This window comes from Radiobacillus kanasensis (assembly GCF_021049245.1).
GTDB classification, from domain to species: domain Bacteria; phylum Bacillota; class Bacilli; order Bacillales; family Amphibacillaceae; genus Radiobacillus; species Radiobacillus kanasensis.
The window spans coordinates 1295348-1315377 of the sequence record NZ_CP088020.1; the positions used below are offsets into that span (position 1 = coordinate 1295348).

General features: G+C 38.5%; 21 protein-coding genes and 1 pseudogene. 11 read left to right on the forward strand and 11 right to left on the reverse strand.

Translation table 11 applies throughout. The features are described 5' to 3' along the window. Nucleotides 1–239: 239 nt before the first annotated feature. The gene (locus KO561_RS06825) at nucleotides 240–1361 is read right to left on the reverse strand and encodes an ABC transporter permease (RefSeq protein ID WP_231096365.1); all 1122 of its coding nucleotides are present in this window, start codon (nucleotides 1359–1361) and stop codon (nucleotides 240–242) included. Then, on the reverse strand, nucleotides 1361–2290 hold the full coding sequence (locus tag KO561_RS06830) for an ABC transporter ATP-binding protein (RefSeq protein ID WP_231096366.1): 930 nt from the start codon (nucleotides 2288–2290) through the stop codon (nucleotides 1361–1363). Before KO561_RS06830 ends, KO561_RS06825 begins: the two co-directional genes overlap by 1 nt. A 162-nt stretch (nucleotides 2291–2452) precedes the next feature. Here KO561_RS06830 and KO561_RS06835 point away from each other — a divergent pair, with 162 nt between their 5' ends. The 3 genes from KO561_RS06835 (at nucleotide 2453) to KO561_RS06845 (ending at nucleotide 5065) form a co-directional block, all read left to right on the forward strand. Then, nucleotides 2453–3418 carry a DUF4003 family protein gene (locus tag KO561_RS06835; protein ID WP_231096367.1) on the forward strand — a complete coding sequence of 322 codons (966 nt, stop codon included), beginning with the start codon at nucleotides 2453–2455 and terminating at the stop codon, nucleotides 3416–3418. 15 nt (nucleotides 3419–3433) lie between these two features. Next, a complete protein-coding gene (locus tag KO561_RS06840) occupies nucleotides 3434–3793 on the forward strand; it encodes a cupin domain-containing protein (protein ID WP_231096368.1) in 360 nt (119 codons plus the stop codon). 63 nt (nucleotides 3794–3856) lie between these two features. Next, entirely contained in the window at nucleotides 3857–5065 is a 1209-nt protein-coding gene (locus KO561_RS06845; RefSeq protein ID WP_231096369.1) for an EAL domain-containing protein, read from the forward strand. Between the two features lie 85 nt (nucleotides 5066–5150). Here KO561_RS06845 and KO561_RS06850 read toward each other — a convergent pair whose 3' ends face one another. Continuing rightward, complete coding sequence (locus KO561_RS06850; RefSeq protein ID WP_231096370.1) at nucleotides 5151–6707, reverse strand: ABC-F family ATP-binding cassette domain-containing protein; 1557 nt, start codon at nucleotides 6705–6707, stop codon at nucleotides 5151–5153. Between the two features lie 204 nt (nucleotides 6708–6911). Between KO561_RS06850 and coaW the strand changes: the two genes are divergently transcribed. The 3 genes from coaW (at nucleotide 6912) to KO561_RS06865 (ending at nucleotide 8792) form a co-directional block, all read left to right on the forward strand. Next, the gene (gene coaW / locus KO561_RS06855; protein WP_231096371.1) at nucleotides 6912–7730 is read left to right on the forward strand and encodes a type II pantothenate kinase; all 819 of its coding nucleotides are present in this window, start codon (nucleotides 6912–6914) and stop codon (nucleotides 7728–7730) included. Nucleotides 7731–7745: 15 nt separating this feature from the next. Next, nucleotides 7746–8393, forward strand: coding sequence for a peptide-methionine (S)-S-oxide reductase MsrA (msrA, locus tag KO561_RS06860; protein ID WP_231096372.1), 648 nt, complete (start codon nucleotides 7746–7748; stop codon nucleotides 8391–8393). Between the two features lie 87 nt (nucleotides 8394–8480). After that, on the forward strand, nucleotides 8481–8792 hold the full coding sequence (locus tag KO561_RS06865; protein ID WP_231096373.1) for a DUF3892 domain-containing protein: 312 nt from the start codon (nucleotides 8481–8483) through the stop codon (nucleotides 8790–8792). A gap of 31 nt (nucleotides 8793–8823) precedes the next feature. Here KO561_RS06865 and KO561_RS06870 read toward each other — a convergent pair whose 3' ends face one another. The 3 genes from KO561_RS06870 to KO561_RS06880 all read right to left on the reverse strand — a co-directional run bounded on the left by KO561_RS06870 (nucleotide 8824) and on the right by KO561_RS06880 (nucleotide 11304). Continuing rightward, entirely contained in the window at nucleotides 8824–9585 is a 762-nt protein-coding gene (locus KO561_RS06870) for an ABC transporter permease (protein ID WP_231096374.1), read from the reverse strand. Next, nucleotides 9582–10301 (reverse strand): ABC transporter ATP-binding protein, encoded by a 720-nt coding sequence (locus KO561_RS06875; RefSeq protein ID WP_231096375.1) that lies wholly within the window; start codon nucleotides 10299–10301, stop codon nucleotides 9582–9584. Before KO561_RS06875 ends, KO561_RS06870 begins: the two co-directional genes overlap by 4 nt. A gap of 76 nt (nucleotides 10302–10377) precedes the next feature. Next, entirely contained in the window at nucleotides 10378–11304 is a 927-nt protein-coding gene (locus KO561_RS06880; RefSeq protein ID WP_231096376.1) for a DMT family transporter, read from the reverse strand. A 116-nt stretch (nucleotides 11305–11420) separates the two neighbouring features. Here KO561_RS06880 and KO561_RS06885 point away from each other — a divergent pair, with 116 nt between their 5' ends. Continuing rightward, complete coding sequence (locus tag KO561_RS06885) at nucleotides 11421–12839, forward strand: aminotransferase-like domain-containing protein (protein ID WP_231096377.1); 1419 nt, start codon at nucleotides 11421–11423, stop codon at nucleotides 12837–12839. Nucleotides 12840–12942: 103 nt separating this feature from the next. Here the strand turns inward: KO561_RS06885 and KO561_RS06890 are convergent, their stop codons facing one another. Continuing rightward, nucleotides 12943–13161, reverse strand: coding sequence for a hypothetical protein (locus KO561_RS06890; protein ID WP_231096378.1), 219 nt, complete (start codon nucleotides 13159–13161; stop codon nucleotides 12943–12945). A gap of 94 nt (nucleotides 13162–13255) precedes the next feature. Here KO561_RS06890 and KO561_RS06895 point away from each other — a divergent pair, with 94 nt between their 5' ends. Beyond that, the gene (locus KO561_RS06895; protein ID WP_231096379.1) at nucleotides 13256–13795 is read left to right on the forward strand and encodes a GNAT family N-acetyltransferase; all 540 of its coding nucleotides are present in this window, start codon (nucleotides 13256–13258) and stop codon (nucleotides 13793–13795) included. A gap of 25 nt (nucleotides 13796–13820) precedes the next feature. Continuing rightward, nucleotides 13821–14375 (forward strand): cysteine hydrolase family protein, encoded by a 555-nt coding sequence (locus KO561_RS06900; protein ID WP_231096380.1) that lies wholly within the window; start codon nucleotides 13821–13823, stop codon nucleotides 14373–14375. Between the two features lie 292 nt (nucleotides 14376–14667). Here KO561_RS06900 and KO561_RS06905 read toward each other — a convergent pair. After that, nucleotides 14668–15137 (reverse strand): annotated as a pseudogene (locus KO561_RS06905) (DUF4188 domain-containing protein). Next, entirely contained in the window at nucleotides 15134–15691 is a 558-nt protein-coding gene (locus KO561_RS06910; RefSeq protein WP_231096381.1) for a PadR family transcriptional regulator, read from the reverse strand. Before KO561_RS06910 ends, KO561_RS06905 begins: the two are co-directional and overlap by 4 nt. Before the next feature lie 206 nt (nucleotides 15692–15897). Between KO561_RS06910 and KO561_RS06915 the strand changes: the two genes are divergently transcribed. Continuing rightward, entirely contained in the window at nucleotides 15898–17448 is a 1551-nt protein-coding gene (locus KO561_RS06915) for a BCCT family transporter (protein WP_231096382.1), read from the forward strand. A gap of 215 nt (nucleotides 17449–17663) precedes the next feature. Here the strand turns inward: KO561_RS06915 and KO561_RS06920 are convergent, their stop codons facing one another. Both KO561_RS06920 and KO561_RS06925 read right to left on the reverse strand, forming a co-directional pair. After that, on the reverse strand, nucleotides 17664–18038 hold the full coding sequence (locus KO561_RS06920) for a VOC family protein (RefSeq protein WP_231096383.1): 375 nt from the start codon (nucleotides 18036–18038) through the stop codon (nucleotides 17664–17666). Between the two features lie 108 nt (nucleotides 18039–18146). Beyond that, complete coding sequence (locus KO561_RS06925; RefSeq protein WP_231096384.1) at nucleotides 18147–19334, reverse strand: MFS transporter; 1188 nt, start codon at nucleotides 19332–19334, stop codon at nucleotides 18147–18149. Nucleotides 19335–19469: 135 nt separating this feature from the next. Between KO561_RS06925 and KO561_RS06930 the strand changes: the two genes are divergently transcribed. Continuing rightward, nucleotides 19470–20027 (forward strand): hypothetical protein, encoded by a 558-nt coding sequence (locus KO561_RS06930; RefSeq protein ID WP_231096385.1) that lies wholly within the window; start codon nucleotides 19470–19472, stop codon nucleotides 20025–20027. Nucleotides 20028–20030: the final 3 nt, after the last annotated feature.

The following is a 20030-nucleotide window of genomic DNA, read 5'->3' on the forward strand; positions in this document are numbered from 1 at the left end:
CTCCTTCTTGAAAAATGATGAACCTTCCCCGTTGATTGGAAAGGGAGATCACTATAATTGCAATCTACTTTTGCGATTAGTGTATGTGGAAAGCACGAAATTGGTACGAGGAGAAAGCCTAGAAGTATGGATAAAAGGAAAAACGACCTATCTAATGACAGGTCGTTTATGGATAGTTTTATACGTTTGAAAAGCAGAAACTCGACGATGTAGAAAGGCTTAGTATCGCGAAGTTTCCTTTATCTTGTGGAAACAATAGATTTGTTTTTGTATAGCAGGGAGCCAATGACATAAGACAAGCCACCCCATAGGACAATGTTTCCAATCCCGAGCCAGAAGGAGCTAGTGGTGATCCCTGTTTGGTACACCATGCTGTCGCGTAACCCTTCTGCAAAATAGGTCAGTGGAAGTACACTCGAAACTGGTTGTATCCATTCTGGCATCGTTTCGATTGGAAAGAACACTCCACTTAAGAACATCATGAGAAAACTAACAATATTGGCAACGCCCATGTATGCTTCCGTTGTTTTACTAAAAGAGGAAATGAAATAGCCGATGGCGTTAAATGATAGGGCACCAAGTAAAAATACGGTCAAGAGACTTAGAAAGTCAATATATAGATGGGCATCGAATATGAGAACTCCAATTAGCGAGAGAAGGACAATTTGAATAACACTAAAGATCATTCGCATGACCATATCACTAAGCCCGAAAATCCCCATTTTAGCAGGAGTCATCCTAAGTCTTTTAATCAACCCTTTTCTACGCATTTCCACCATGTCGACCATACCAAATAGTCCGCCTTGCGCAATCGCTAAGGCAATCATCCCAGTAAGCAGGAAATCAGTGTAATTTATATCATTCGTGCTAGACGAAACGGTTTCGAACTCTAACTCGAAGGTTGGTGTTACACCTGCAGCTTGTAGGTTCGCTTGTTGAATGAATTGATCTAAAATCCCAGAAAGAGCTTGTGTAGTCGTACCGCGTTCATCTTCTTTATTAACGATGAGCGTCATCGATGTATCTTCTGCTGATTCAGGTAAAACAATGGCAGCATCTACATCTCCATTTTCTACCCATTCCTCAGCTTTGCTATGACTAACTGGTTCCTCTTCTTTTATTTCTAACACAGGAATTTGTTTGATTTGGTCTAGCAGCATATCGGATGTTTGGTTGGAGCTTTCACTAACAATAGCAACTTCTGAACTAAATTCATCATCAGAACCTCCACCAAAGATTACCATGAAAATAACCATTAGGATGACGGGGAAAAAGATTCCCCAAAACCATGCTTGCCTTTCCCGCAAGGTCATTTTCAGTTGGGCGGAAAACATCATCTTAAACTGATTAAAATTTTTCATTAATCTCTCCACTCCTTTCCGGTAAAGGTAATAAAGACATCTTCTAGGCTCATCTCACGAATGGCTACTTGCTCGACTTTATAGGCTTTTTCCTTCGTAAATCCAAATAAGTCATAGAGGGTAACTTCTGGGTTTGCCGTCCAAAGGGTTAGGGCAGTATCATCTCGTTCCACTTTAGAAATGGAATCAAGACTCTTGCAAAAGTCGGTTGCTTCTTTAGCAGCTTCTTCTCCGTCCAGAAAGGACAATTTAACTTCTCGTTCAATGGTTAATCGTTCTATAAGTGCAGAAGGGGTATCAAGGGTTACAATCTTTCCTTGATCGACGATACATACTCGATCACTTAACTTTTCTGCTTCATCCATATAGTGTGTAGTGAGAATAGTAGTTTTACCGAATTCTTTGAGTTGAAGGATGATATCCCAAATGTTGCGGCGCGCCTGAGGGTCAAGGCCAGTTGTAGGTTCATCGAGGAAAATAATTTCAGGATCACTAATCATCGCGAGTCCGATGGCAAGTCGTTGACGCTGTCCACCAGATAATTTTTTGACTTGATTGTGTTGGTGTTCTGTGAGGTTTACAATCTCTAAAATCTCTTCTGTAGTCCGTGCTTCGTTATAGAAAGTGGCAAATAAATCTAAGTTCTCCTTTGGAGTTAATAGGTCGAACATCGCACTGGATTGCGGCTGAACTCCAATTCGCATTTTAATAGAATCCGAGTTTTTCTCCCAGGTTAGATCCCCATAACGAATTTCCCCTTGATCAGGGGATACGAGTCCCTCAATCATTTCTAGAGTTGTGGTCTTTCCCGCACCGTTTGGTCCGATAATTGTAAAAATTTCCCCTGCTTCCACAGAAAAGCTAATATCTTGGACAGCATGGATGGAACCGAACGACTTTTTCAAATTTTTCACTTCTAACACCGTCATATTTTCTCCTCACTTTCTTTTTGCGCCTCTTCACACATATAGTGTACTTGATAGTCGACTGAAAGAGACAAACTTTTTTAAATTTTACAGAAATAGCACATTGAAACTTTTGAGACTAAAATTCGTAGTAAGTAGTACGAAGAAATGTAAAGGATGGTTTCATTGAATAAAAATGCGGAGCAATATGTGAAGATATTATTAGAGTTAAAAGACAAAATGAAGTGGAAGTTTGCAGATCCTCGAAATCTGATGATGGTTGCGGGCACCTATGTCGTTCATAATAAACCCTTTGATTGGAATAAATTTCATGCATTATCTGAACACATGAAGAATGAATCTTCCTTCTTCTCACCACTTAAATCCAATTATCGATATACTTTGGCAGCAGGGCTAGATACTCTTTCTAATCAACCGGAGTATTCTTTTTCAAGGATGGTTCATGTTTATGAGGATTTAGTAGCAAGTGGATTTGGGAAAACGGTGTTCACTTATATTGCGGCTATGGTCCTCTTAGAAGAAGATCAACAACAGCAAAAGCTGGCGCAAAAAGCTCGTGACATTTATAAGGCGATGAAAAAGGAGCATTCTTTCTTAACAACGCATAGTGATTACCCATTAGCTGCGCTCCTTGCAAAAGAAAAGGATAGTGTGGAAACGTTAACGGAGACCATGGAATATTATTATAAGGAGTTAAAACAACGAGGGTTTAGAATCGGAAATGACCTACAATTTTTGAGCCACATTCTGTCGATTGACAAACAACTGAATCGAACTCGGGTATTAGAACGGTGTGAAACGGTCTATCATGCATTAGAAGAATTCGATTTTAAACAAAAAACCATGTATTACCCGACTGTAGGTTTGTTAGCTTTATTAGAAAACGGGGAACAGCTCTTTCCGACTATTAAAGCATTATATGAGCAGTTAAATGGAGAAAAGTCACTAAAGTGGAACAAGGATTTAAACTTTATGATGGCGGTCAGTTTTACTGTTAGTGAGGAATCAGAGAACACAGAAACACTAATAACAGGATTGTCTACAACGATTGAAACCATTATTCAGGCTCAGCAAGCGGCTATGACCGCTGCGATGATTGGTGCAGCTGCTGCTTCTAATAGTGGAAATTAAGGAAGGGGAATGAAGATGGAAAAAGTAAACGTAGCGGATAAATTTAAACTTTTTCATGAACATTGGAGTCCAAAGATTGTAGGAGAAATCAATGATACCTATGTGAAATTGGCAAAATTAAAAGGGGCATTTAACTGGCACCATCATGAGCATGAAGATGAAATGTTTTTTGTTGTAAAAGGAAAGCTCTTAATCAAGTTACGAGACAAAGATATTTGGCTCGAAGAAGGAGAGTTCTTCGTTGTGCCTAAAGGAGTGGAGCATCTTCCGATTGCGGAGGAGGAAGTCCATGTCTTACTTATTGAACCGAAAACCACTTTAAATACGGGAACCGAGATAACGAATCGAACGGTTAAAGACCTGCCAACTCTGTAACATTTTATACTCGATTTCCTTTCTGCTATGGTACAATACGCTCATGAAAGGGGGAGAAGACTTATGGATCCGTTAGACATTATTGGTAATCTACATAATGTAAGACCCGTTTTCCAACCGATTGTTAGTGCGATTCGGCACAACGTAGTCGGCTATGAACTGCTGGGCCGTTACTATGATGGGGTAGAATGGGTAAGTCTCAGCACTTTTTTTCATGATGACGATGTTCCGGATGAGTTTAAGGTGGAGGTTGATCAGCATCTTCTTGAGTTAGCCATTCAGGAATTTTTGGAAAAAGATAAACAAGGATACCTTTGCATCAATCGTAGTGCCCAGCAATTAATGGTGAACGATGGGGAAGATTTGTTGCAAACTTTGCTTCAGTATGAAGAAAAAGGTTTTTCTATGCATCGAGTTGTTATTGAAGTAACCGAGCATGAGTTTGATGAAGAGTTTGAACGTTTAATTCATTTACTTGTATATTATAAAACCTATGGAATTCAAATTGCAGTAGATCGAATAGGGGCGAAAAGTTCTAATATTGATCGGTTAAGACAGTTAGAACCGCACATTTTGAAAATCGATACCCGAATTTTTCGCAATAACTCAGAGGGGTTCCAAGATGTAATACGTTCTTTATCGATTTTGGCACGTCGTATTGGAGCTGCCTTCTTATTTGAATATATTGAAGATGATTACCAGCTTTATTATGCTTGGAAGCATGGTGGGCGTTATTATCAAGGCTTCTATTTAGCAAAACCTAGCTTTGAATTGGTGGATGAAGCAGCTTTGGCTATTGATCTTGGAGGAAAAGTGAACGACTATATTTCCCGGGAAAAAAGCTTGATTGAACAGCGTTTAACTTATTTGATCAATTGGGAAAATCGAGTGAAGGAACTACTTCCACAATGGGATGCGAAGAAGGTGGATGTGTTCATAGACGCTGTTAGCAAGCAGTTTGAAAAGGAAAGTTTTCGGATGTACGTTTGTGATAGTAATGGGCAGCAAGTGTCTTCCAACTTTCGTAAAAGAGAATCGATTTGGGAAAAAGAAGAAGATAAAAAAGGCTCAAACTGGGCATTTCGTCCATACTTTTTAGAGAATATGATGCAAATGAGAACATGGAGTAGAGGGACCTTATCGGACATCTACTCCGATATCGAAACTCGTGAAATGATTCGTACCTTTAGTTTCCCTTTGAACGATCGTTACTTTTTGTTTATTGATATAAGGTATTCGTTTATCTATGAAAATGAATCTTTGCTAATATGAGAAAACCAGGTGGTTGTGACCACCTGGTTTTCTTGACCATATTCGAGCTAATCCGGGCCGTGACTAGTCACCCAAAAGAAGGCTGTTAAAACACTTTGGTTGTCCAGTTCTCGCAGTTCCAGACGTCTGTAACGATTCCTTCGTAAAATTCTGGTTCGTGGGAGATTAAGAGAACACTTCCTTTGTATTCTTTCAATGCTCGTTTAAGCTCTACTTTCGCATCTTGGTCTAAGTGGTTGGTTGGCTCATCGAGAACAAGTAGATTTGTTTCTTTATTGATGAGTTTACAAAGTCTTACCTTTGCTTTTTCTCCACCACTTAGTACTTGAACCTTACTTTCGATATGCTTTGTCGTAAGTCCACATTTGGCTAATGAAGCACGTACTTCATATTGGGTAAAGTGACGAAACTCTTCCCACACTTCCTCGATACAAGTATTCGAGCTTTCTACTTTCATTTCTTGTTCAAAATACCCGATATGAAGATGTTCCCCTAGCTGAACAGAACCAGATACCGGCTTAATTTCCCCAAGAATACTTCGTAGCAATGTTGTTTTCCCAATTCCATTCGCCCCAGATAAAGCAATCTTCTGTCCACGTTCCATGGTCAAATTCAGAGAACGTGATAAAGGTTCATCATATCCGATCACGAGATCCTTCGTTTCAAATAAGAATCGACCAGGCGTCCTCGCTTGTTTAAAATGAAACTCTGGCTTCGGCTTTTCTGCGTCCAACTCAATGATGTCCATTTTATCGAGTTTTTTCTGACGGGACATCGCCATCTTACTCGTCGCTGCATTGGCTTTATTACGTGCAACGAAATCTTTTAAGTTTGCTATTTCTTTTTGTTGTTTCTTATAAGCGGCTTGTATTTGCTGCTTTTTCATTTCATATACTTTTTGGAATTCATCGTAATCGCCAGGATATCGAGTCAACTGTTGATTCTCCATATGGTAAATGAGGTTCACCACACTATTCAAAAAAGGAATATCGTGCGATACAAGAACAAAGGCATGATCATAGTTCAACAGATAACTTTTCAACCATTCAATATGCTCCACATCTAAATAGTTAGTCGGCTCATCCAGTATTAAAATATCTGGTTTTTCTAATAGTAACTTCGCAAGTAATACCTTGGTACGTTGTCCACCACTCAAGTCATGAACATCACGATCTAAGCCGAAGTCATCCAAGCCAAGCCCATTGGCAATTTCCTCTACCTTTGCATCAATCGTATAAAAATCATTGTTTGTAAGAGAATCCTGCATTTGTCCGGTTTCCTCTAATAAAGATTCCAGCTCATCTGGATCCACTTCTCCCATTTTTGCGAAAAGTTCATTCATTTCCGTTTCTATATCATACAAGTATTGAAAAGCTGTTCTTAGTACATCTCGAATAGACATACCTTGCTTTAACACAGCATGCTGGTCTAAGTAACCCACTCGAACTCGTTTGGCCCAGGAAATAGTTCCTGCATCGGGTTCAAGCTTCCCTGTAATAATATTCATAAAGGTTGATTTTCCTTCTCCATTTGCTCCAATCAAGCCAATGTGCTCTCCTTGTAACAAACGAAAAGAAACATCATCAAATATAGCACGATCTCCAAAACCGTGACTTAAGTTGCTAACCGTAAGTAAACTCATCTTAAACACCTTTTCTTAAAAAATTTCTGCTTTTCCCATTATAAAGGGGATTCCTTAAAAGTGATAGTGGTATTACCTGTTAAGAGCTTACAAAAGTATGAATATTTAGGGGAAAATGCTTAAATTATGTTAAAGTATAAATGGTAATTTTCGTTCATTCTAATACATAAAGAAACCTATCAAGTAGGGGATGAAAGGTCTAGTATGACAATAAAAATTGGAATAGATGCAGGTGGCACCTTAGTGAAGGTAGCCTATTTAGATAAAGAGGAGATTCAGTTCCAAACGTTTAGCTCCCAACGTTTGGATCAAGTCACGAATTGGATATCCACAGAATTTTCAGAAGCTGAGGTTTGCATTACAGGTGGAAAAAGTGAACTTTTATCCAAACAACTACAAATTTCTGCTCAAACGATTGTGGAATTTGAAGCAACCTGTAAAGGGGTAGGATACCTGGCAGAGAAGCAAAGATTAACATTTAATAATGGCTTTATTTTCGCAAATGTTGGGACAGGCACTTCTATTCACTATATGAAGGATGGGAAGCAAGAGCGGGTAGGAGGAATAGGTGTCGGGGGTGGAACCTTGTTAGGTCTTTCCTATCTGGTGTCAGGAGAAACAGACTATGAAAAAATAATCCAGTTTTCCTTACAAGGGAATCGGGAAAAAATTGATTTAAAAGTAAAGGATATTTTTGAAGGAGCAGTTCCACCTATTTCTGGTGATTTAACGGCAAGTAATTTTGGTAAACTAAGTGGGATGATGGCCGAGAAGCCTTCTGATGCAGATGCATTGGCGTCAGTTATTGGATTGATCGGAGAAACGGTAGTCACGATTTGTATTCAAGTTGCGGAAACTTATCAAACATCCGATATTTTATATATTGGTTCCACTTTACGCTCCAATTCGATTCTAGCAGGAATCATGAACAGCTACACGAAACTAAGAGGGAAGCAGCCATTCTTTTTAGAAAATGGAGAATTCAGTGGTGCAATAGGCGCTTTGCTATCATTAGATGAATAGTGAAAGAGGCAATAGATGAGTTATAACCTGCAAGCAGAAAACGTGGAGACAGCTACTTTAGGGATGGGATGTTTTTGGGGACCAGACTCTTTATTCGGTTCACTTCCTGGGGTGATTCACACAAAAGTAGGGTTCACAGGAGGTACTACCGAGAATCCAACCTATCGCCAAATGGGAGATCATACAGAAACCGTTCAAATCACGTATGATTCGGATAAAATCTCTTATGGAGAGATCCTTCACACCTTTTGGAGTAACCATAATGCAGTAAAAGACCGATTCTATAAAGAAAGACAATACCTATCCATTCTCCTACACCACAATGAGGAACAAGAAATAGTCGCTCGGCGAGTCAAAAAGGAATGGAAAGAAAAATTAGCTGCAGAAATCCAAACAGAATTTCAGCCGCTCCATAGGTTTTTTCAAGCGGAAGACCACCATCAGAAATATAATTTGAAGCGGTTCAAAAAAGCAACGACCACGATTCGTGAACTGTTTCCAAAGGAATCGGATTTTGTAAATGCCACGATTGTTGCAAGACTAAACGGCTTCGTGAAAGAACATGGAAAAATGGAGCAAATAGAGGAAGAAATCGAAACATGGCATCTCAGTCTAGACACAAAAGATGAACTTCTTCAATTATTGAATCGTATAAAGTGGTAGAGGAGGCGCTCCACCAGGGGACATCTTCTCGTATCATAGAACTCATTCTTTCCGAACATACTAAACGTATGTTCGGGAGGTGTAACGATGGATAACAATGACTTTGAAGAAATTTACAATCAATACAAGGCAGAAGGAGAGCAACAAGCTCAACAAGAAGTAGAACAGGCAAGTACTAATCAAGAAGCAATTATCGCAGTAAGAAAAAATGAAGATGGGGACATCATTGCCATCAAAACGGAAAGTGGAAGAGAGCTTGATTACGTCACAGCGCTAAAGGAAGCAAAAGCAGGGCAGCTGGCCCATGTGGATGTATTTCATAAATACGGAAGGGATATCCTTCGTAGTGAACCAGATGGCGTAAAAGAAAACAACTTAGATAACTTGGATACGTTTTAAGAGCAAAAGCCTGTGCCTGAGAAGCGCAGGCTTATTTTTTTTCCGTTATTTTTAAAAGTTGCATTCGTTGATTAAACAAGGTCGGATAAGATAGAAACCCGAGCATAATGCTAGTCACAACTGCTGTTGTCAGTAGCAAGAATAATATGAGTAATTGAAATTGGACAGCTTGTATGGGATCTGCACCTGCAATTATCTGACCACTCATCATCCCAGGTAGTTGAACAAGTCCAATCGTTTTTTGACTCTCAATCGTTGGAATGGTACTTGCTTTAATGGAAGTAATCAGTTGGTTGTGAATCGCCTGCTTGGGAGTCCCGCCTAGTGACAAAATTAATTCCGTTTCATCTTCATGATCCTTTACCTCAGAAATAAATCGGTTTAAAAATAGAATAGACAAGACCATGGAATTTCCAATGATCATCCCACTAATTGGAATCATGTATTGGGCTGTAGCTGGGGTAATGTCCATACCTATCAATATCCCTTGTGTAAGGACTTCGATTAATAGAAAAGTTACCACCAGCTTCCACGTGATTCCTCGAATGGACAATCCTTTTTGTCGGGCGTTTTGTGTGGCGGCCCCAATCATCAAGGCAATCATTAATCCAATGTAGAGGATATTTTCTGTTTCGAATACAAAATGTAAGACATATCCTACAGCAAGTAGCTGAATAATCGATCTTATTGCTGCAATCATCGTATCTTTCTCTATGCCGAGTTTTAAGGTTTTAGAAAGTATCAAGGGTATCAGGACGAATATTAGTGCTAGAGACAACGTAAGGTAATTCATTTATCCTCCCCCTTAACAAATCGGACAACTCTTTCGTCCTTTGGATGGTCGAGCATACTGCTTTCCCCTGACTCAATGACTTCTCCAGCCATCATTACCCACGTATGATCCCCAATTGAACGTGCTTGTTCTAAATTATGCGTAATCCATACGATAGTCGTGCCATATTGCTGGTTAATTCGTTGAATGAGTTCTTCTATGTCTTGTTGCGAGACACGGTCCAAGGAAGAAGTAATTTCGTCCAGTAACAAAATATCCGGTCGATTGACTAACGTTCTTGCGATAGACAGCTTTTGTCGCTGCCCACCGGATAAATCTTTTATCGGACGATTAAGAAACGTTTCATCGAGTCCAACAAGCTGTAATAAGTCCTTAGCCTTATCTAGAGGGAGATTTTTTCCCTGAAGATCTAGAGGAAGACTAAGATTCTTGTGAACAGACCCGCTAATCATGGTGGCACTCTGCAAGGCAATGCCAACTTTTCGCCTTAATTCTACAGGCTCAAAGTTGTCGATATGTTGTCTCTCTATATATAGGTCTCCAGAACTAGGTGACCGTAATCCGTTACATAAACGAAAGAATGATGTTTTTCCAGCACCAGAAGGTCCTACTAAAGTTGTAATTTTAGCTTTTGGAATGGATCCGGTAATGTTTCTTAAAATATGTAGATCTCCATCAAAGAAGTTCACTTGCTTTAATTCAATAGCATTAGACAATCTATAGCCCCCTCACTTCTATACTTTATTTATAAGACAAAAAAGCTACCACTATTGTAGCCTTTTCTGATTCCTATTACGAAACTTTTCTTTTTAAGTTAGATAATCGAATCTTACTGACCATTCCTTTTAAAGCTTCCCAGTTGACTGTTATCGTTCCACTTATAATCATAAGAATTCCAATCGCCATCCAAACAGTAATTGTTTCCCCATTAAAAATGGCTCCAATAACAACGGCGATGATAGGAGAGATGTACAGCCAAGTAGAAGGGAAAACGGGATCCGTCTTACTCACGAGCCAATAAAATAAACTGTGACCGACCATGGAACCAACAACGGTCAGATAAAGGAGTGGAAGTAGCGTATCTATAGATAATACAGACTTCACTCCAGTTCTCTCTGTTAAGGCAGAAAGTAGGAATAATAACAATCCACCGTGTATCATTTGGACTGCATTCAGAGCAATTGGAGAGATATTCTGCCATTTTCTACTTACTGTTTTTGAATAAAGCGCTCCACCTGCATAGAAAAGTTCTCCAATTAATATCACTAAACTGCCGAAGAGAATCATCCAATTAGCATGTATAGTGAAACTAGAAGACAATAATGAAATGACCCCAAGAAATCCAATTAAGATTCCATACCATGACCGTTTACTTAACACTTCGCGCAGGATGAAAAATTGCATACACATAATCATCATTGGACCGGTCGCGGATAGAATCGAAGCCATTCCAGAACTTACATATTGCTCTGCCCAATATAAGCTGGAGAATGTACCAAATGTTAATCCAATACCTGTAAGAAAAAGTTCCTTCTTGAAGAATAGTCTCCATGTTGCTTTCTTTAGAATTAACATAAATATGTAGAGGACTAACCCAGCCACAAAAAAACGAAGCCCAGCTGATAGAAATGGGGGAGCCCCACTATCTACACCCAACTTAATCGCTAAAAATGTTGTTCCAAAAATAAAACACATTATGACATATTGAATAAAAATCATGTTTCTTCCCCCTTTTCTTTCATCATAGAGAGTAGTGGATAGAACAGTAATCAATAAACAGACCAGATGATTGCGATTTCTGCTATGATAATACGAAGAGGAGAGGGATGAGATAGGTGGAACTGAAAAAATCCAAAAATCGATTTGAAGATGTTTATGATTATTTAGTTCATCGAATTCAACGAGGCGAATGGAAAAGGGACGAGAAGCTACCATCTGTTCGTGAATTAGCAACAACGTTAAACATGCATCGACTAACGGTGTTAAAGGCTTACCAGCGATTAAAGGCTGAAAATAAAGTGTATGTAAGGGAGAAGTCAGGCTATTTTGTCCATCCGGGAAATGCTTCCACGTTTGAACAGGTGGATCGTCCTATTATCACTTCCTATATTCAGCGCAGTCACTTATCCGAAATACATGAAATTCCTGCTACATATCAATTTTCAAAAGCACTTATTGATCCTAATTTACTTCCTAATCTTTATTTAGCAGAGTACGTAAAAAAAGTGTTGGACCTATATCCGAAAGTATTGGGGACTTATTCTAACGTTCAAGGAGACGAGGAACTGAGGGAAACGTTGGCATTATTTTTTCGAAAACAAGATAACCTATTTATCCAAGTGAATGAATTGCTTATTACATCGGGTGCCCAGCAAGCTATCAGTATGATTGCGCAAGCATTCATTAAACCAAGAGATACCATACTTATGGAACAACCAACGTATAGCGCGGCTATTGATATTTTTCAGCATCAGGGGGCAACGATACTTCCGGTGGAGATAACAGAAGAAGGTTATGATTTAGAACAGATTGAAGAATATATGAAAACGTACAAACCACGTCTGTTTTATTGTAACCCGACGTTTCAGAATCCAACAGGCTATACGATTCCAACTTCCCAACGAAAAAAACTCGTGGAACTTGCTGAAGAATATCATTGTTTACTACTAGAGGACGATCCATTTCATGATATTTATTTCGATCAAAAGCCACCGCGCTCAATGTTCACATACGATACAGGTGGGCACGTGATTTACATTCGAAGCTACAGCAAGTATATCGCACCAGGTCTTCGGATTGCGGTCGTTGCTTGTCGGGATTCCTTAATGAAGTTGTTAATAACGGCAAAGTCCATGCAGGATAATGGGTCTCCATTATTGAATCAAAAAATGTTTTTACATTACTTTACATCTGAACGATTACAACAGCATTTAGATAAGCTACGAATTGCCTTGAAAATTAGAAAAGAAATCATGGAAGAGGAGTTGAAGTATAGTGGTTGGAAATGGGTTTCTCCACAAGGAGGGTTAAATCTTTGGATGGAGTTACCATCTGAAATTTCTGGAGAAGAGCTTCTAGCTGCAAGCATTCCAGATTCCATCTCTTTCGTCCCGGGCAATATTTGTGACCCTATGAAAGGAAACTTGAATAAAGTCCGCTTAAGCTTTTCTTTTATCAATGAAAGAGAGCTAATCAAAGGTACGAAACGTTTAATGGAAATCGGAAATACACTTAAAAAGCCTACAAGAGCATAACTTGTAGGCATGGATTTATCTTTGTAATATGGATGTGACATCAATCGGATGGAGAGCATGTGATTGGTCGACACGACATAGATAAGGGCATCATATCAGTTCCCTATAACGGAAAGTTTGCAGCTCTTGCAGCTTCTATGGATGCATTCAATCCGATTATCTGTGAACGTTCGGATACCTCTCTTATCATTTTAGCAACCTTGTCAATTTCATTAATACTTTTCAAAGCTGTAATAGATTGACCAAAGATATTGTGGATATTTTCTGAGGAATTATTAATGGAACTAGCCATCTCTTGTATCGTTGCGCTTACCTGCTCCATATATGGGAGATGATTTATCGAAGGTATATTTACTTCGATTGGGGATTAAGGATTAAGTGTTACTTAAAATTACGGTTTAAGAAAGAGGGAGTCTATGTTGAAGGGGAACAAAATTTATTTGCGAAGTTTTACAAAGGAAGATGCACCATTTCTACTTAAACTAGAACTCGAAAACCAGGCTTTTTTCGAAAAATATTCAATGGCTAGAATGGAAGATTTTTATACACTAGATGGGCAGAAAGAGAGAATTAATTATAAAAGAGAAAAACAGATAGAAGATCAGGAGTATTTCTACGGAATATTTCTGCAAGAAAATGATGAACTAATTGGCGTTATAAACCTTTTTCAGGTTATGAGGGGATCACTACAAAGCGCCTTCATTGGGTACTTTTTAGACAAAGCACACAATGGAAAAGGGTACACAACAGAAGCAGTCCAACTTATTACGGAAAATGCTTTTCAAGAATTGAAACTACACCGAATAGAAGCGGGTGTTATGCCTCACAATATTGGATCGATTAGAGTGCTAGAGAAATCTGGTTATCATAAGGAAGGGATTGCTCGTAGTAATGTGAAGATAAATGAGAATTGGGAGGACCATCAAGTGTTAGCCATTATTAATCCGAATGATTGAGTTCTGAGAAGGAGGAAGAAAAATATTGAGCGAACTAAAACAGGCTTTGATACTGATTGACATTCAAAATGCTTTTGATGATGCGAGTTGGGGAGAGCGAAACAATTTAGAAGCAGAAGAAAATGCTGGACGCATATTAAGAAAATGGCGAGAGTTAAACCGCCTGGTCATACACATTCGGCATATTTCAGAAAAAACGGAATCCCTTTTCCATCAATCAAAAGAAAGCTCTCATACAAAAGGAATCGTAAAACCAATTGAAGATGAGGTTATATTTGAGAAGAAAGTAAATAGTAGTTTTATTGGTACCAATTTAGAGTCTTACTTGCATGAAAATGAAGTCAAATCAGTTGTCATAGTTGGACTAACTACACCACATTGTGTGTCGACAACGGCAAGAATGAGTGGGAACCTTGGCTTTGATACATACTTAGTTTCTGATGCAACAGCAGCATTTGCCATTCAAGACCAGGATGGAGTGTACTATGATGCGGAAACCATTCATCAAACCTCCTTAGCTACCTTACATCGGGAATTCGCAACCGTTTTAACTACGAAGCAACTCCTTAAAGGTTTATAATATCGGTCAAAAGATGGAGAAAAAGATACATCCTCGGAGTACGATACCCCCTGTTCCTCTAAAATAAGGTCAACGAATAGAGGAAAGGGGTATTCTTATGAAAACCATAAACGCTCTTTTACATGCTAGAAGTAATGTGTTATTGAGTATTAGTTATTTTCTGTTGATTATGCTTCTATTTAATATCGGAAAATAGAAGGGGATATACTTTTTATGAGTCAGTTTTCTTGATACCGAACTACTTTAAATGTCATAAAAGTGGTTCGGTTATTTGTTTATCATAAATCAAATCTTACACTTGTTTAAGCCGCTTTTTAGAAGTCGTAGTCGTGGAGTTAATCTCCACCGGGGGCTTCACCTTAGATAACCCAAACAATGGCATGTTCACATAAACGTTCTCATATTTTTCCTTAGCTACAATATATGTCTCATGATAAATACCTACTGCCGAGTTGTTTCTTGTCACTTGGTTAAATTTCTTCCATGCTTTTAAATGGAGGGTTCCTTTCGCGTATGATATAAGCTCTTCCGAGGAACGCCAATACTGAATCATTAAAGTTGTTCGTAGTGATTGAAAATTTCCAGCGAATAGAACCCCAATTCTTTATTCGTAAACAATTCCCTGATCATTGGTGGCATAGCTAAAAAGACAGGCAGCCACTTATGTACGGCCCACCATTTATTAATTCTCATTCCAATTACAAATACGACAATATCATCATCATTATGAGTTGTGAAACGACCTGCATTTACTTTTTTCATTTCCCACTCTCCATTTCCTTTAGTTTTCGAATGGTATCCTCACACCAATCGATTGCGGCTTTTGTCGTTCGTTTTCCATAATCTAAGGTGAATAACCAGTAGTTTGCATCTTCTTCACCCGCTAAAGCAGTCGTGATCATGGTTTCAATGGATGTGTATGTATCGAAGCGGAATTGAAGCTTTTCTAAATAATTCTCCATATGGCGAATGGCTGTTTGTTCTTCTTCATGACGGCTAAAAAATAATTTTAGAATAAACTCATTTTTTTCAATTGGAATTTCCTCAATAGGTTTTTGCAGCCAATCCTGAAGAGTCTGCTGACCTTTACGCGTAATATGATATTCCTTTTTATCTGATTTTCCTTGTTGAGTGGTTTCCTGAACGATAGCTAACCCTTCATCCACTAAGTTTTTGAGCGTAGGATAAATCTGCCCATAGCTAATTTTCCAGAAGTGATTAAGACTTCTGTCGATCATTTGTTTTATCGAATAACCGGTGTTACAGCCTGTTGTTAATAAACCTAGAATGGCAAACTTAGTATGATTTACTTTCATAAAGCACAACCTATCTTTTTGATATATATCATTTAGATATATAATAATAGTTCTGTCGTTAGTTGTAAAGTAAATTAAAATTATCCAATTCTAAATACGTATCATTCAAAATTAGCTATTATCCGGATGAAATTATATTGGTTAGGGAATCTCTAAAAAGTGAAAGAAAAAATTCGGAACAACATGATGAGATTTGAGGTGACGTCGTGAGAAGTGTAACTTTAGTTTTTTGGTTCGCGCTAGCTTTATGCGGAGTCATAGTATTATGGGGAGCAATTGCCCCTGAACATTTACAAACTGTTACAGCTGAGTTTACTGGTTATATTTCCAATTTGTTTGGTTGGTACTATTTATTAATAGTTATGGCATTGTTAGTATTTTGTGTCTTTCTTATGGTGTCTCGATTCGGAAAAATAAAATTAGGTAAGCCAGATGATAAGCCTGATTTTAATTTACCGACATGGTTTGCCATGCTGTTTAGTGCTGGTATGGGAATGGGCTTGGTTTTTTGGACAACTGCTGAGCCTATATCACATGCTTTTAAAAGTCCTCCAGGTGCAGAAATGGGATCGAATCAAGCTATAAGAGAAGCGATGCAATACTCTTTTTTCCACTGGGGGATTCACCCTTGGGCGGTTTATGGTGTTGTTGCTCTTGTTCTAGCGTATTTTAAGTTTTATAAGGGGTATCCAGGTCTGATCAGTGCCACACTTGTTCCGTTATTTGGGGAGAAAAGGATGGCAGGAACGCTTGGTAAACTCATTGATACGTTAGCTGTATTTGCAACTGTAGTTGGAGTGGCATCCACACTCGGATTTGGTTCGGCCCAAATCAACGGTGGTTTGTCTTTCCTATTTAACACGCCAAATAACTTTGGTATGCAACTGGTCATCTTGGCAGTATCCACATTTCTTTTTATTTTATCTGCATGGTCAGGTGTCGGAAAAGGAATAAAATATTTAAGTAATGCCAACATGGGCTTAGGATTTCTATTGTTGATTTTATTGTTTATCGTAGGTCCTACGCTGTACATCTTGAACATGTTTACGGCAACACTTGGAAACTATATTACGAACTTCTTCGAAATGAGTCTTCGAATTTCTCCTCTGAATCAAGAGGGGAGAACTTGGATTGATAACTGGACAATTTTCTACTGGGCATGGTGGATTTCTTGGGCGCCATTTGTTGGAGTATTCATTGCTAGGATCTCGAAAGGACGTACGGTAAAAGAGTTTATGCTAGGAGTATTATTCGTACCAGCATTAGTCTGCTTTGTTTTCTTCGCAGTCTTTGGAGTTTCGGCATTAAATATTGAACAAAACGGCATCGATGCAATCTCTGGATATTCTCTTGAAACCACCACATTCGCTGTACTTCAGCACTATCCATTAGGGGATATTATGTCGTTTATTATGATTTTCGTCATTGCGATTTTCTTCATTACATCTGCAGATTCGGCGACCTTTGTGCTAGGAATGCTGACAACAAACGGGGATATCAACCCATCAAATTCCGTGAAAATAACCTGGGGACTTGCCATGTCTGCTATGGCTGCTATCATCGTTTACTTTGGTGGAACACAAGGTTTACAAAACATGCTCATTATTGCAGCACTTCCATTTTCTATTGTGATGTTGTTAATGGGAGCATCCTTTTACAAGGCAGCCAAAAAAGAAATCGTAAAACCGAAGAAAAAAGAAGAGAAGAGCAAGAAAAAAAGAAAAGAGAAAGAACATGTGCCAGTCGACCAGTATTAAGAGTAACCCGTACCGAAAAAGGTACGGGTTATCTATTCGACATCCTATCCTAGCTGTTGGTAATGGGGTGCTTGGAAGTTGCTTTGTGGATGGTGGTGGGTCTTAAACATGCCTAGGATACTTTTAAACCTCCGTAAAATACTTTCATACACTGCCAAGACACTTTCATTTCCGACCAGAATACTTTTATTCAAATTAACCAAAAACCTCTCCTTCTAGTTATTGCAGATCATCAATACATTTCCATCTAGATCTTCAAAATTGAAGTAAGCAAAGCTCCCAATTCTTTCGATTTCTCGCACGATCTTCCCATTCTTACTAAGAACATAGTTGTAAGCTTCGTCAATATCTTCCGCATAGAAGTTAAAAAGCACAGCATTAGTTCTAGTAAATGTGAAGGATGGATCAAAAGAGTGGTCATCTAAGGTTAGTCCCGTTTTTCCTGGTACGGGAATGTTATAAACTGGTGACTCAATTTGGTTTGGATTGAATGATAGACCTAATAGAGTGGAGTACCATTCCGCAGCCTTTTTCAAATCCTTTACGTGAATAAAAACATTGTTAACAGAAGTATGGATTGGTAGTGCCATGTAGATTACCTCCTAAATAAGTTCTTATAAAAATAGTTCCGCAAAAAGCAAATTTCTCCTCCTTTATTTAAACAAAAAAGGCAAACCCGTTAAGGTTTACCTTATAAGTTAAGCCACTTTTCTACTCTTCATTAACAACCCTAGATAAATCAACATAGATAGTAAGACGGACACTCCTGAAGTTATATAAATAACGCTATATCCAAAGGAATGCGCAATAACCCCAAATGACATCGCTCCAATCCCGACCCCCAAATCAAAGAAAGAGAAGAAAGTCGCGTTTGCCATTCCTTTTCGGTTAGCAGATGCTTTATCAACCGCCCATGCTTGAAGAGCAGGTTGAACGGTTCCAAATCCCATTCCATACAGTCCTGCGGCAATAAACAGAACTAAGGAATTAGGCAACCATACTAAAAGGATCATAGCGATTAATATCATAAACGTACCTGGTAAAAAGACTACGATATGGCCCTTCTTATCATAAATTTGTCCAGCGAAAGTGCGCGAAAGCATTAAAAATGCTGCATAAACTAGGAAATAGATTTCAATGCCTTCCACACCCTCTTCAGCTGTGTAAAGTGGTAAGAAGGATGCAATTCCACCGAATGTAACAGTAATAAAAAACAATAGGATGGATGGTTCAATAGCCGTTTTTTCAAATATATCAAATTTCATGGCAACGGATTTGTGTTCGGACTTCTCAACTTTTTTATATTTAATAAAAGAAGACAATAGAAGTGCGATTAATCCCATAGCTGCACAAATTAAAAACAACTGCATGAACGTAATTTTTTCTACTAAAAATAATCCTAATGCTGGACCGAAAGCTAAAGCGATATTACCGGATAGACCGAAATAACCCATCCCTTCTCCACGGCGTTTTGGTGGGATAAGGTCTGTTGCGATTGTCCCGGTTGCCGTTGTGGAAAATCCCCAACCAATCCCTTGAACGACCCTCATGGCTAATAAAATTCCTATACTGGCAATAAAAGCAAAGGAACCAACAGAGAGCACGAAAATCGCTAGCCCGAACATATAGACGAATTGTCTGCCTTTTGATTCGAGGGAATGTCCAGCATATGGGCGAAATATAAGAGCAGAAAAGGTAAAAACCCCTACGATTAATCCAATTAGTTCATCACTACCACCAAGATGTTGCACAAAAAGGGGCAGAGTAGGTAGTGTCATTTGAAAACCTAGAAAAATAAAAAAATTTGCCATCACAATTAGGGCAAAGTCTTTTGTCCAGATTTTCTCTTTTTTTATGTCAACCTGTGTACTTGCTTGATCAGTCATGTTATCCAGACCTTTCTTTCGAGAATCGAAGTATATTATACACCCTTAACCTATAGAAGGAAAGAATCTGATTTCATATAAAATATCCTTATATTACCTAGGATGGTTTAAAATAGATTAAGTAAGGAGTTAGGAGTGATTTATTTGCGGGACTATGAGTTAACGATACCAATGGAAGAATTACAAATTCTTCAGGACATGGTTGGAAGTACACTTGATACTATTTTATGTCGAGCCATGGATTATAATATGAAAGCTGAAATGTATCTTCTGGATTTTCATGTTTATCTTTCTATTGGATCCAGCTATGTACAACTTGCCATGGATTGGCGGGAAACAGAGGATGGAGATGATTATTGGAGAGTCGTCGTTAAGAAAAATTCTTTTCCTTCTCTAATTCCGTACGAAATAGAAAGAAATGGATCGGTTTCCTTCTTAGGAGATAAGTCTTCCGACATCACGGTTTTTTCTAAAATAGAAAAAGTAGAAGTTTATTCGGCAGAATTAAAGTTTGAGGATGAACGTCAGCACTATGATTCCATTTTAATTGTAACACTGGCTAATAATAAGCGACTCTGTTTCACTAACTCTATCCCAGACCTCGTTCAACTTACGTGGACCGAAGAAAAAATAAAAGAACTCACTAATAATTGTTTTTTAAAACACTCATTTACTAACATAGAAGGAGCATAAGTT

Excerpts from the sequence above, each read along its gene's own strand:
- KO561_RS06890 (WP_231096378.1), bottom strand. The coding sequence starts at position 13,161 with ATGGAGCAGGTAAGCGCAACGATACAAGAGATGGCTAGTTCCATTAAT.
- KO561_RS06825 (WP_231096365.1), bottom strand. The coding sequence starts at position 1,361 with ATGAAAAATTTTAATCAGTTTAAGATGATGTTTTCCGCCCAACTGAAA.
- KO561_RS06850 (WP_231096370.1), bottom strand. The coding sequence starts at position 6,707 with ATGAGTTTACTTACGGTTAGCAACTTAAGTCACGGTTTTGGAGATCGT.
- msrA (WP_231096372.1), top strand. The coding sequence starts at position 7,746 with ATGAGTTATAACCTGCAAGCAGAAAACGTGGAGACAGCTACTTTAGGG.
- KO561_RS06910 (WP_231096381.1), bottom strand. The coding sequence starts at position 15,691 with ATGAAAGTAAATCATACTAAGTTTGCCATTCTAGGTTTATTAACAACA.
- KO561_RS06880 (WP_231096376.1), bottom strand. The coding sequence starts at position 11,304 with ATGATTTTTATTCAATATGTCATAATGTGTTTTATTTTTGGAACAACA.
- KO561_RS06925 (WP_231096384.1), bottom strand. The coding sequence starts at position 19,334 with ATGACTGATCAAGCAAGTACACAGGTTGACATAAAAAAAGAGAAAATC.
- KO561_RS06845 (WP_231096369.1), top strand. The coding sequence starts at position 3,857 with ATGGATCCGTTAGACATTATTGGTAATCTACATAATGTAAGACCCGTT.
- KO561_RS06865 (WP_231096373.1), top strand. The coding sequence starts at position 8,481 with ATGGATAACAATGACTTTGAAGAAATTTACAATCAATACAAGGCAGAA.
- KO561_RS06920 (WP_231096383.1), bottom strand. The coding sequence starts at position 18,038 with ATGGCACTACCAATCCATACTTCTGTTAACAATGTTTTTATTCACGTA.
- KO561_RS06895 (WP_231096379.1), top strand. The coding sequence starts at position 13,256 with ATGTTGAAGGGGAACAAAATTTATTTGCGAAGTTTTACAAAGGAAGAT.
- KO561_RS06830 (WP_231096366.1), bottom strand. The coding sequence starts at position 2,290 with ATGACGGTGTTAGAAGTGAAAAATTTGAAAAAGTCGTTCGGTTCCATC.
- KO561_RS06840 (WP_231096368.1), top strand. The coding sequence starts at position 3,434 with ATGGAAAAAGTAAACGTAGCGGATAAATTTAAACTTTTTCATGAACAT.
- KO561_RS06870 (WP_231096374.1), bottom strand. The coding sequence starts at position 9,585 with ATGAATTACCTTACGTTGTCTCTAGCACTAATATTCGTCCTGATACCC.
- coaW (WP_231096371.1), top strand. The coding sequence starts at position 6,912 with ATGACAATAAAAATTGGAATAGATGCAGGTGGCACCTTAGTGAAGGTA.